13 protein-coding genes are annotated in these 12,258 nt (G+C 43.4%); 2 read left to right on the forward strand and 11 right to left on the reverse strand.

The genetic code is table 11. The features are described from left to right. Positions 1 to 229: 229 nt before the first annotated feature. The 10 genes from rd to DESPCE1_RS0112715 all read right to left on the reverse strand — a co-directional run bounded on the left by rd (position 230) and on the right by DESPCE1_RS0112715 (position 9,910). Positions 230 to 394: a rubredoxin gene (gene rd, locus DESPCE1_RS0112670; protein ID WP_019850689.1), complete on the reverse strand. Its 165-nt coding sequence runs from the start codon at positions 392 to 394 to the stop codon at positions 230 to 232. A gap of 144 nt (positions 395 to 538) precedes the next feature. Beyond that, positions 539 to 991, reverse strand: coding sequence for a hypothetical protein (locus tag DESPCE1_RS0112675; protein ID WP_019850690.1), 453 nt, complete (start codon positions 989 to 991; stop codon positions 539 to 541). 19 nt (positions 992 to 1,010) lie between these two features. Next, positions 1,011 to 1,703: an HAD family hydrolase gene (locus DESPCE1_RS0112680; RefSeq protein ID WP_019850691.1), complete on the reverse strand. Its 693-nt coding sequence runs from the start codon at positions 1,701 to 1,703 to the stop codon at positions 1,011 to 1,013. A gap of 129 nt (positions 1,704 to 1,832) precedes the next feature. Then, positions 1,833 to 3,986 carry an L-lactate dehydrogenase (quinone) large subunit LdhH gene (gene ldhH, locus DESPCE1_RS0112685; RefSeq protein ID WP_014794364.1) on the reverse strand — a complete coding sequence of 718 codons (2,154 nt, stop codon included), beginning with the start codon at positions 3,984 to 3,986 and terminating at the stop codon, positions 1,833 to 1,835. Then, positions 3,979 to 4,554 carry a lactate utilization protein gene (locus DESPCE1_RS0112690; RefSeq protein ID WP_019850692.1) on the reverse strand — a complete coding sequence of 192 codons (576 nt, stop codon included), beginning with the start codon at positions 4,552 to 4,554 and terminating at the stop codon, positions 3,979 to 3,981. The genes ldhH and DESPCE1_RS0112690 overlap by 8 nt, the downstream gene beginning before the upstream one ends. A 249-nt stretch (positions 4,555 to 4,803) precedes the next feature. Continuing rightward, on the reverse strand, positions 4,804 to 6,060 hold the full coding sequence (locus tag DESPCE1_RS0112695; RefSeq protein WP_014794367.1) for an NADP-dependent malic enzyme: 1,257 nt from the start codon (positions 6,058 to 6,060) through the stop codon (positions 4,804 to 4,806). 184 nt (positions 6,061 to 6,244) lie between these two features. Beyond that, on the reverse strand, positions 6,245 to 7,132 hold the full coding sequence (locus DESPCE1_RS0112700) for a CoA ester lyase (RefSeq protein ID WP_014794368.1): 888 nt from the start codon (positions 7,130 to 7,132) through the stop codon (positions 6,245 to 6,247). Positions 7,133 to 7,357: 225 nt separating this feature from the next. Next, on the reverse strand, positions 7,358 to 8,254 hold the full coding sequence (locus DESPCE1_RS0112705; protein WP_014794369.1) for a CoA-binding protein: 897 nt from the start codon (positions 8,252 to 8,254) through the stop codon (positions 7,358 to 7,360). A gap of 81 nt (positions 8,255 to 8,335) precedes the next feature. Further along, complete coding sequence (locus DESPCE1_RS0112710) at positions 8,336 to 8,623, reverse strand: hypothetical protein (RefSeq protein WP_014794370.1); 288 nt, start codon at positions 8,621 to 8,623, stop codon at positions 8,336 to 8,338. 9 nt (positions 8,624 to 8,632) lie between these two features. Further along, positions 8,633 to 9,910, reverse strand: a complete 1,278-nt coding sequence (locus DESPCE1_RS0112715; protein ID WP_014794371.1) for an ATP-grasp domain-containing protein — start codon at positions 9,908 to 9,910, stop codon at positions 8,633 to 8,635. Between the two features lie 545 nt (positions 9,911 to 10,455). On the opposite strand from DESPCE1_RS0112715, the gene DESPCE1_RS0112720 reads away from it, so the two are divergent. Both DESPCE1_RS0112720 and DESPCE1_RS0112725 read left to right on the forward strand, forming a co-directional pair. Next, positions 10,456 to 11,214: a M48 family metallopeptidase gene (locus DESPCE1_RS0112720; protein WP_019850693.1), complete on the forward strand. Its 759-nt coding sequence runs from the start codon at positions 10,456 to 10,458 to the stop codon at positions 11,212 to 11,214. 182 nt (positions 11,215 to 11,396) lie between these two features. Continuing rightward, the gene (locus DESPCE1_RS0112725) at positions 11,397 to 11,615 is read left to right on the forward strand and encodes a hypothetical protein (RefSeq protein WP_019850694.1); all 219 of its coding nucleotides are present in this window, start codon (positions 11,397 to 11,399) and stop codon (positions 11,613 to 11,615) included. 1 nt (position 11,616) lies between these two features. On the opposite strand, the gene DESPCE1_RS0112730 is transcribed toward DESPCE1_RS0112725, so the two are convergent. Further along, a complete protein-coding gene (locus tag DESPCE1_RS0112730; RefSeq protein WP_014794374.1) occupies positions 11,617 to 12,069 on the reverse strand; it encodes an N-acetyltransferase in 453 nt (150 codons plus the stop codon). Between the last annotated feature and the right edge of the window lie 189 nt (positions 12,070 to 12,258).

Below are 12,258 nucleotides of genomic sequence, written 5' to 3' on the forward strand. Positions count from 1 at the left end.
GGTTTCGCCCAAGCCGCCACGCCACAGAGATTACTTAGCGGCTCAGGTGCACCCGACGCAGCGGAGGTCTTGAGCGATTAGATTGCTCCGCGCAGCTTATGGAGTGAACGCCGAAAGCAAAATCCTGGAGAATTAGCTCACAGATCTTTTTCAGGGTAGCCGCTCATGCCGCTGTCACTGCACCAGCAAAGATGAAAAGTGTGTCCGGGTCAGGTGATTCTGGTATGTATTATCCTTCGTATACTTCAAACTGATCTTTGCCTACGCCGCAGGTGGGGCATACCCAATCTTCCGGGATATCCTCAAAAGCTGTACCAGGCGCTACTCCGGAATCCGGATCTCCTACTTCAGGATCATAGACATACTGACAGATGCTGCATACATACTTTTTCATCATAATTCCTCCCTTTCATCGTTTCGTTAGATTCAACTTTTGATTTTTATCCTCTGAGAGGATAAGTCAACTTAACTCCATCTGGAGTAAGTTTCCTTTATATTATGTCCATTACCTTTTTCACCATTCCGATAATAAGGAAGGCTAGATTGAATTTCCATAAAATGAAATCCCGTACCGGTTCCACATGTACTTGCGGAAAGTCTCGGCACATTGGCAAGGAGACTCATGCTCGCAAAAACCAACTTCCAGCTTTCCTAACAGATGATGATAGAGGATATGAACATTTATATAAACATGCTGGGATACCTTGCGCGCTTTAAGATATTGCCTGAAAGTCAGGACAAATCCCGCCAACAGCAAGCTATTGATCAAGAATGAGAGCTCCGGATATTTGGGAAACATCATACCCCAAAGACTGAGAAAACCAAACAAAATAACGGCCATCAGGGAGGCGATTTCCCGATGCCTTAACCTCTGCAATTCACTATGTCTTCTTAAAAACTCTTTAAGGACCCCTCGGATATGTATAGGCACGCTATTTGATTCTGCAGTATTCAAAACCTTTGATGGCACTTGCTGAACAAATACTCCCATTCCAGCTCCCTCTCTCTAACTAGAGACTTCCTTCCCGGATCTTTTGGGTCAAATCAGAAAGTTCCCCTTTATAGGTTGTATCAATCTCCACAGGATCGCCCACATAAAATGTCTTCATCCCAATCTCTTGAGCAACCAAATCCTCTACCGGATGATTGCCAACCATGATACATTCACTTGGCTGCAAACGGAGATTCTGAGCCAATTCGGCATAGAAACCGGTGTGAGGCTTACAGTAATGAAAAGATTCCATGGATGGAATGAGGTCAAAGGTTTGAGGAGATAACTCAGCCCAACGAATCCGCTCTTCTATGGCTATGAGCGGCATAACCGGATTAGCCGCAATGGCTACCGCATACCCTTTTTCTAAAGCAGCTTCTACAGCTTCTTTGCCATAGGGATTTAACTTGACTAAACAACGCAAGGCCGGAAAGTCGGTGGTGTAGAATGCTTCAAAGATAGGCCATAATGTATTATAAGTCAACCCAGTCGCTTTCGTAAAATCAGCAAAAAAAACTTGAAGATTGGTTTTTCCCTCCAGAGGTTGTTTAATCATTACCTCAGTAGACTTGCTGACTTGTTTGGCAAATTTATCAGGGGAAATATAGTGTTTAAATCGTGGAGCCAAAAGTCCTATGTAGTTTTTCATGAATTCTTCCTGATCCATTAAGGTCAGAGTTCCATCTAAATCAAAGAGAATGGCTTTTATCATAGTTCCTCCCAGAGCCCTGTTTATCGATTAGTTCTATTTTACCACAAAATCTGCATTTCTAGGAAATATTAACTTATTAATTTAAGGGAAGCACGCTATGAGAGCAGTGCTTCCCTCTTATCTCCAAAATTACTTTTTGTTTTGGCGTTTTTCTAAGAGCAACTCGGCGGTGTGCTTCACCTTAACTTTGAGGTCCGTTTGATCCAATCCGCCGTTAATCTGCATTAAGCATCCCGGGCAATCCACAGCGACAACATCCGCCCCGGTCGCTTCAATATTGCGAAGCTTTCTTTCCAGAATCGGTCCGGACATCTCCGGGAATTTAATGGAATAGGAGCCTGCAAATCCACAACAACGATCCGACTCATTCATCTCTGTCAGCTCAACGCCTTTGATATTGGAGAGGATATTCCGGGGTTCCTGAATGACACCCATTTTCCGTCTTAAGTGACAGGAGTCATGATAAGTCACCTTTAAAGGTACTCCGTCTCCCCCTTCCTCAAGGCCGCCTAAGACTGTCAGAAGCTTGGAGAAGTCCATGGATTTCTTACTAAGTTCTTCAGCACGTTTGAGCATTGCCGGATCGTCGGCAAGAAGTTCTTTGAAACTGTCAATCAAGGCATGAGTACAGGTGGGGCAAGCAGAAACCACATAATCCACCTTTTCCGCATCCATGGCCTCGATGTTCATAATCGCCGATTTGCGGGCATTTTGACGATCGCCCATGTAAGACGCGGGAGCCCCACAACAGGACTGGCCTTCAGGGAAGGTTACTTTATACCCTTTTTCATTGAGAACCTTTACGACCCCTTCACCAATTTTGGGATAGACAAAGTCCACAAGACAACCGCCAAAAAAGGCAATGGTGCCTTTAGGATTCTTAACATCTTGGTTCATCTTCTTGATAACATCTCTAAAAGGAACATCCACAATTGTTGGCAAGCTTCTCTTCTCAGTCAGTCCTGACAAGAAGAAGGGTAAATGACGAATGGTGGGCTGACCTTTAGAAAAGGGCAGCTGGGCTTTGGAAGCCACTCTCAATAAAGAATGGAAGAGGCGTCGGTTAGAGACCACATCCAGAATGAATTTCTGAGTCATGGGCAAGCCCTTTTTATCACCGACTCGATTCCGGATCTCCAGGATCATTCCCGGGATATCCAGTTTACCGGCACATACTTCAGTACACTTACCACATTGAAGACAAAGGTTTTGCGGATTTTCGGCATCCTTTTCCGAGTTCAGGAACGCAGTGAGAATGGTGCCGATGCCCCCGGTATAAATATGGCCGTAGACATGCCCGCCCACCAGTTGGAAAGCAGGGCAAACATTTAAGCAGGCAGCGCAGCGGATACACTGGAAAACCTGCTTGAACTGCTCATCAGCATACATTTTCCGGCGTCCATTATCCATCAGAATAATATGAAATTCTTTATCCTCAAGGGAACCATCGGGATAATAAGTGGGATTAGGGCCTGTAATCATGGTTACGTAGCTGGTAATTTGCTGGGCTGTGCCATTCCGGGGCAGGGTCTGCAGGATATACCCCGCATCTTCAAATTTGGGGACAAATTTCTCTATCCCTACCAGAAAAACATGGACACGGGGCCAGGTAGATGTCAAGCGGGCATTTCCCTCATTGGTCATCATCATCAGGGTTCCTGTTTCGGCCACCGCGATATTAGCTCCCGATATTCCCATATCGGCCTCGACGAATTTCTTGCGCATTTCCTGCCGGGCAGTCTTCACCAATTTGGTGATGACCGGATCACTGGTATAGCTCAGATTATTATTGAAGGTGTCTGCCACCTGCTCTTTGGTCATGTGGATAGCAGGCATAACCATGTGGGAAGGTCTCTGCCCTGCTAACTGGACGATCCATTCCCCCAAATCCGTCTCTTGAACATCAAAGCCTTCCTTGAGCAGAGCCGCATTGAGATGGATTTCTTCCGAAGCCATGGATTTGGATTTCACAATATTTTTGACCTTTTGCTGTTTGGCCAATTCAATAATATACTTTTTGGCATCCTCACCTGTTTCGGCATGAAACACCTTTGCTCCCCGGGAGGTAGCCGCTTTCTCAAACTGCTCAATCATCTCATCCAGATGATTGGCAGCATAGCCTTTGGCTTCTACGACTTTTTCACGGAGAGTATCAAAATCATACCCTTGATAAGCCTGCTCCCGGTTTTTGCCATAGACATCCCCGAAACGGCCTAAAGCTCCTCTAAGGATATCATTATCTAAAGCATTCTCGATCTCTTGTTTAAAACGCGCATCAGCCATTGCTTACACCCTCCCCTGCCTCTTCATCAATAAATATTGCGATCAATTGCTCAGGACCGTGAACTCCGATGGTCAGGACCCGTTCAATATCTGAAGTCCGGCTGGGACCTGTGATAAAACCAACAAATCCTGGAATTCTGGGCTCCTTATGAACTGTAGCTAAGGCAGTCATAATATCAGGCAACAAGGTAGAGGTCTGAACCAAGGCGATATGTATTGGAGTAAATGAGGAGCAAAGCCGTTCATTCACATCCTCTGCATATTGGACTAATGTCCCTAGTTCAGCAATAGCCCATTTCATCTCGGTTATCCCTGCACCGACAGTAGGAGTAACTTCCGGATAACGCTCTGTATATACAGTTATCCCTCGATCGGAAAGCTTCTCAGGCAGGCTCATTGCTTTAGCTATGGGGGAATTTACCATGGCTACGCTTTCAATTTCTTTTTCTTTCACTATCTGGGCAATTAATTCTTCAGCATCTTTGAGCGTTTTTGCACGATAACACTCGCCAGACACAGCTTGGAGCTTAGTCTGAAAACGCTCATATAAAAAATTCATGTCTCCCATCAGGCACACCCCTTCTTCTTTCTCTCTCTAAAAACTTGGGCCCACATCTACTAATATTATTTGGTCAGGCCACCATGCCAATATGTTACTGCAAAATACAGAAAATTTCAATGTCTTTTTAAAATTTATTATTTAAACCCGAATTAAATTTGTATATAGAAAAGCAGAAAGAGATGGTATGGACCCATCTCTTCCTGCTCAAAGGTTTTTAGATTATAGTGGTTTATGGGAAAATAAGAAATTTAATTTTTATTTATATTGGTTTGCTAATCTCTTTTTGAGATTTTCAGCTACTTCTTGAGGATCCATGGGACGTCTGGCAATACCGGAATCCATTGCCGCTTTAGCGACTGCCGCAGCTACTGCAGGAGCAACCTCAGGATTGAAGGTGCTGGGAATGATGTAGTCTGCACTAAGTTCTTCATCTTTTACGATGTCGGCAATGGCATAAGCAGCTGCAACTTTCATGGCATCATTAATATCGGTTGCCCGAACATCAATAGCTCCGCGGAACATTCCCGGGAAGGCCAGAACGTTGTTGATTTGATTGATGACATCAGAACGTCCGGTGGAAATTACTTTGGCGCCGGCTGCAAAGGCTCTCTCAATAGGCCAGATTTCCGGTATTGGATTAGCCTGGCAGAAGACGATGGGATCTTTAGCCATGGAACGAATCATATCTTCATTGAGGACATTAGCTGCAGAGATTCCGATAAAAGCATCTGCTCCTACTAAAGCACCGGCAAGATCTCCGCTGTATTTCTCTGGGTTGGTTGCTTTGGCAATCTCTTCTTTCCAACGGTTCATACCTTCAGCACGACCCTCGTAAATAGCACCTTTTGTATCGCACATGATAACATTTTTCAGGCCCATGCTCATAAGAAGCTTGATGATAGCAATGCCGGCTGCACCTGCACCATTGGCGACAACTTTAATGTCTTCGATTTTCTTGCCAACAACTTTTAAAGCATTGATCAAGCCGGCTAAGGTTACTACAGCGGTTCCGTGTTGATCATCGTGAAAGATCGGGCCTTTGAAGATTCCGCGGGTTTTAAGTTTTTCTTCGATATCAAAGCACTCTGGAGCTTTGATATCTTCCAAGTTTACGCCACCGAAGGTGGGTGCGGTTAATTCAACGATCTCAACAATTTTATCTACATCTGTAGTGTTTACGCAAAGAGGAAATGCGTCAACATCTCCAAACGCTTTGAAGAGAAGTGATTTTCCTTCCATAACAGGCATGGATGCCGCGGCACCCAGATTGCCAAGGCCTAATATAGCCGTTCCATTAGAAACAATGCTGACATAGTTGGCATGATTGGTGTAGATATCAAGATTTTCTAGATTTTCGGCAATTTCCTTGACAGGCTCTGCCACTCCTGGAGAGTAGGCAAGTGTAAGGTCATCCCGGTCTTTGGCTGGGACAGTAACACGTACTTCAAGTTTACCCGGTTGCACTTTGTGGAATTCTAAAGCCTCTTCACGTAAGTTTTTAATACGACTCATTTAGACATCCCCTCTCATTTTCGATTAAAGGATAGTATATGTTTTGCCTGAAAATCAATTTAAATGCATAACCTTAGGACACAAAATGAAACGTTGTTTCGAAGTTCTTCAATAGTGGCGGCGCTTCTGAAGAAGCGACCTGCCACTATTGAGTTTATGCATGAAGTACGATGTTCATGACCGCTTATTTGCCGGCATTTTTAGCATCAATTTCAGCTTGAGACGCTAAGATATCCTTTGCATTAAGATAAACAGGGGTGTCTACCATTTTTCCATTTAAGGAAACGGCAGCTTTACCTTTGGCCAGACCTTCTTCTTCAAAGACCTTAACTACATCTTGAGCCCATTTAACATCAGCAGGATCTGGAGCATACAGTCTGTTGGAAGGTTCAACTTGTCCTGGGTGAATGATCATGCGACCTTCATAGCCCATTTGTTTACCTTCGGCAACGTTCTTTTCAAAGGCAGGGATATTGGCGTAATCAACGAAAGGAGCGTCGATAGCAACGATTCCGGCAGCACGGCATGCTACTCCGACTTTTGAACGGCCATATTGTTGCTCAACCGCTTCATTTGTTATTTTAACACGCATGTCACGGCAATAGTCAACAGCACCAAAGATAGCATTGACATTGCGCTTGCTGGCTAAGCAGCATTCTTCAGCGTTAGCAATACCTTTAGCAGTTTCAAGAAGCATGGAAATTTTTACAGTTCCAACAGGAATTCCGCGACGCATTTCCAACTCTTCCAGTTTCCACTCCAGGCGTTGTACGTCGGCTGCACAACCGGTTTTAGCTAAGGTAACGCCATGGAGGCCAGGCCATACAATAGCTTCTAAGTCATCATTAGTTAAGCCGGTTTCCCAGTTATTGAGACGAACAAATACTTGGGCGCCACCAGTGGCACCATATTCTAAATTTTCTCTTACGATCTGACGAGCTGCTTCTTTTTCCGCAGGTGGTACAGCATCTTCTAAATCGAAGGTAATGATGTCGGCAGGAATTTCAGGTGCTTTAGCCACCATTTTAGGATTGTTTCCGGGAATGTACATAACGGATCTCATAACAGCCATGGTAGATATACCCCCTAATAATTTAATAATATTTCTAAGAGCATTTGCCCCTAGTTGCGAAGTTAATCAATGGATTGTCATCAGTTATTCGATGGCTGACCGCCACTAAATTATGATGCCACTTAGTGGCGCTAAGTCATCGAATAACCTACCTTGGTTTTCTATTTCGGTATAGATGGGGATATCCCATCTATACCGAAATAGTTTTAAGCTTATAAGCTAACCTTATTTACCTAATTTTTCTTTTAGGATCAAGGGAATATCTGTCGGTCTTTCAGCTACAAATCCACCGGCTTGGGTGATTGCTTCCATCTTGCTCTTTGCAGAACCGCGGCCACGCTCAACGATATTAGAAGCATGGGAGAAGCGTTGACCTTCCGGAGCCCAGGCACCGGCTACATAGATTACAAAAGGCTTGGTGAATTTACCGGCTGCGATAACTTCAGCACATTCTTCTTCCTGGGATCCACCGATTTCTGCGTAAACCGCTACGCCATGGGTATCAGGGTCTTCTTCAAAGAAGGGCAAGAGATCAGCCATGGAGGTACCAAGAACAGGCTCTGTTCCGGTGTGAATGACAGTACTGACGCCAAAGCCACCTTCTCTAAGCACCCAGGGAATAGTTCCTGATTGCCCGCCGCTGCGTGAAAATACACCGATGTGACCTTTTTGGAAGAATTTATTAGCCCACTCCACGTTGCCGCCAAGCCATCCGACTACGGCTTCTCCCGGAGTGAGAATACCAATGGAACCCGGTCCAATCAATCTTGAACCTTTAGCCTTTGCATAAGCGATCATTTCCATAATGTCATGAATAGGAGTGCCTTCTACGCAGGGAATAATATTCTTAACCCCAGCGTCGGCAGCTTCCATAACAGCTGTTTTCAAAGCACTTCCCGGTACGAAAATTACACTGAAGTCGATATCACCCTGTTCGCGGACAATTTCCTTAACAGTATTAAATACCGGAACACTGTGAACTTCTTGTCCTGATTTTCCGGGACTTGTTCCACCGATCAGATTCGTACCATAGTCTTTCATATACTTTGTCCGCACCGAACCTTCCCGTCCGGTAATTCCTTGGACAATCACTTTGGTCTCATTATTGATCAAAATGCCCATCTTTATCCCTCATTTAAACAAATTGCTAGTTTACCTAGGGTAACTTTTCTGTAGAGTTTGTCGTGCAAATCGTTCCTTCAATTAGGCACGTTTTGCAATATATTCGTCCAAACCGGTTACAGGAACTTCAATCGTAATTGCATTATTGCCGCGGAATTTACAAGCAAATTCACAGGCCAGACATTCCGTACCAAGACGAAGAACTTCTTCCTCAGTACGATGAGCTACTGAAGCTTTGCCTTGATCGTCTATTCCAAGCAACCCTCTCGCATACTTTTTGCAGGCGTCTGCACATGCTTTTGTTTGGCATGTATCACACTTGCTGGTATCGATTGTGATTTTGCAACTTTTTTCAGCGAATTCCAGCACGTTATTTCCCTACTTTCCTTGAGCTTCTTTCTCAGCCCGATAGTCTTTGCTCAGGGCTAAGAGTCTTTCACCAATGAACTTCGTATCGGTTACATATTCTTTTCCATAAATCTCAATTCTTTTTCCCGGTCCGTCACTGGTCATAAGATCAGCCAGGCCCGTTCTAAGAATTTCCAGAGATTCATCTTCCCGGTTACCACAAAGCAGGAGAACACAAGGCAGTCCTGGTTTTTGGGTCGGAAGGATTTCACGAAGAACTTTGACTATGGCATGAGCATGATGCCATTGTTCTTGGTTGGCCATCATGAAGCCCCCAAGGAGATATCCGTCAATATTGGGTTGAGAAAGTACCGATTTGGCAACACGATAGATTTTGGAGGCTACAGGGTTACCACTGGTGTCAGCATAGTTGGCCGGCTTCAGACCCACTTGATTGAGGGCGTCCAAGCCCATCATGGCAGAACCGCCGCCGATGGGATGATAGCCAATGTATCCGGGGCTGACTTCATCATATCCCATATTCATGAGGAAGCCGGTACCACGGGCATCCGTTTCTTCAATGCTCCAACCGATGTAGTCCAACTCAGTGGGCTCACCAGGCAGATCGCGGGCAATGTCAAAACCGAACTCTGGATGACGACCTACTGAACTGTTGTCGATTTCCATCTTACAGTCAGCACAGATGAGGTTTCCATTCCCTGTCATAACGAAGGGGTTAATCTCAAGTGTCATGCAATCGTATTTCTTATAAGTTTGAGAAAGTTTCGTCAAAAATTTAGCAAACTTTGTTAATTCTTCCGGAGCAACTCCTGCTTTAGCAGCCAAGTCTACCGCATCATAAGTCTGAAGTCCATTGATCGGGTCCACATTGATCTTCAGCAATTGCTCTTCCGGAACACTTTCGATATCCATACCGCCTTCAAGACTAAACATAAGCATTGGCGAGCGGGCTTCTCTTGCTCCGTTAACAACAAAAGAGCAATAGAATTCTTTTTTGATATCCAGCTTTTCTTCCACAAGAACTGTGCGCACCGGTAGACCTTTAACTGTTTTGGAGAGAATTTCAGCAGCAGCTGCTGCTGCTTCATCAGGAGTGTTAACCAGTTTAACAATTCCTGCTTTACCACGACCACCCGCTTGTACTTGACCTTTTACTGCAACAGGCCCGCCAATCCATTCAGCAATTTCTTTTGCTTCCTCGGGGGTCGATGCCGGACGACCCTTGGGTACCGGCATTCCTGCTTTTGCAAGCCATTCTTTACCTTGATACTCTAGAAATCTTGCCATGCATAAATCCCTTCCATACTGTTTTTTCTGTACCAGAGACGTTCTTAGCGTGATTAAAGAAGTCCCTCACCCCTTCCCTTGACTCTACTTCAAATCAATGATTTTCGTTTGAGCACCATGGATAGGATTAGGTATACAAAGGTTTGGGTTTTACATATTGAAACACAGTTTCATTTTCCTTTGTATAATCCTATTATCTATGGAACAGACCCTTAAGTCAACATTTTTGTGTATAAATTAGATAAGATAATCTATTGAGAATATTTCGACTTCCATTTTTATTAGGTATTTCCTGTTTCGTTTTATTAAAACATCGTTTTACCATTTAAAACACTATGTATCTAATTCTATATTCGCAACAAAATTCCTGCAAAGAAATCAAAAAATTATTATACCTCCTGAAGGTCAGACCGCTATAGTATGAAAACATCTTTCCTCTTTTATTAGGATCTAAGAGTCAAGAGGATTCATCATCCCAAGTATCATATTGAATGAATCAAGCTCATATAATTCTTCAGAGATTGTCTTATATTAGGAGGTTATGCATGCGTCAAGTTCAATATGATTTGGAAGTTCTCTATGTCTATAAACTTTATCATTTCTTTTCTTTACTTATCTTCTTTTGTCCGGCCAGTCTGATCTTGGGCTGGCGTTTTGGTCACATCATCGGGTTCTCAGCCTTCATCATTGGCTTTCTTATTTCCTATTTTTTAATGATGCACAAAAAAAGTTTCCCCACTCCGGATAAAAAGACCATTGCTCAAAAAATGGCAAAGGAAATCACTCAGGATTCTACACCCCTAGCAATTTCCCATTTTTCTAGTCAACTTTATTTCTATTTCAATGAGGCAAGGCAAGCCATTGTCTTATTAGAGAAGTATCAAAACACTCATGATCCTCTTGTGTGCGCAACCCTTGCCGACATTCTCTTGCGTGAGGGCCGTCCCAAGCATGCCTTAAGGATAATCCACGACAACCCTCACTATACTTCAGATCCTCTTTTGCTTTGTGTACTGGGTCATGTCCTACGGCAAATGAATAAGTGGGATGCCGCCATCAAGATTTATGAACTGAGTCTAGCCCTGGCCAGAAAGTCTGGATTTCCTTTTAATGGGGCCAATCGTTTCACTCAGTTTCTGCTTACCTTAAGTTATACAGCCACGCTTCATCATTCCCTCGGAGATTGTTATGCCGTTTTAAAGGAGTATCCTCAAGCGAAAAAACACTACTTATTGGGGAATATCCGTATCTTTGATATTTCTCTTTGGAGAACTATTAAGGCCCCTACTACTCATCCAGCATAAATTTACACAAAAACACTATTTTTCATCATTCTTTATCTAATTAAACGGCTTGTCTTCTCCTAATTACAACACTTTTCACGGAAGGGATTTTTTATAATAGAGACAAGTTAAGGATAGTACAGATTTCTCTAAAATATTTTCCTTTTGTCAATAGAATAAGTATTAGGAAGGTGAAATTGGTTATGTTGTCATCTCATGAAGATGCCTTAGAATTTATTCGTGAATTCGAATCTTCTTGTCGTGAAGTTTTGATTGCTCAGGGTACAAGTGAACATGATTTGGCCAATGCTTACCTTGAGTTACAGTGGAAATTTCTGCGCATGATACTTGACGACGGAGGAATCTTGTCACACCGCTCGAACCGAGGGATTTGCTTCAACAAATCCTCTTCTATTGCCTGATTTATAACTTCAACATCAAAGCATTTTCATCACAATTAGGGAATTTTACACAATGAATGCACTCTTTCCATACTTTATGGGGCATATCTTCTTTATTTATCATGGTAAAACCGCAACGTTCAAAAAAACCGGGTTGATAGGTTAGAGTAAAGACTCTTGGGCACAGGATGGTTCGTGCATCATCCAATAGGGCATTAACAAGACTTCTGCCTACTCCTCTACCCTGATAGTCTTCTAACACGGCGAGAGCCCGTATCTCAGCCAGATCATCCCAGATAATGTGCAGGGCTCCTGTGCCAATAATCTTATCCTGTTCTTCGACGACTAAGAACTCTCTGAGACATTCATAGAGTGAGTTCCGGGACCGGGGAAGCATCAAGCCCTGATCAGCAAAGTGATTGATCAGTGACATCATAGCTTCTACATCCATTAAATTGGCTCTTCGTAAATTCATATCTTTCCCTCCATTTATTTGTATAATTATACGATATATCTAATATTTATTACAGATCTTTTTTAATGTTTGTTTTTAGATCCATTTACCCATAAGTAACGGAAATTATCCCAGATAACTTTGGGATATGAACAGTGCAGAACCCCTATGTTGATTGGAACACAGGGGTTCTGCACTCTTTTGTTTCGG

This window comes from Desulfitobacterium sp. PCE1 (assembly GCF_000384015.1).
Lineage (GTDB): Bacteria > Bacillota > Desulfitobacteriia > Desulfitobacteriales > Desulfitobacteriaceae > Desulfitobacterium > Desulfitobacterium dehalogenans.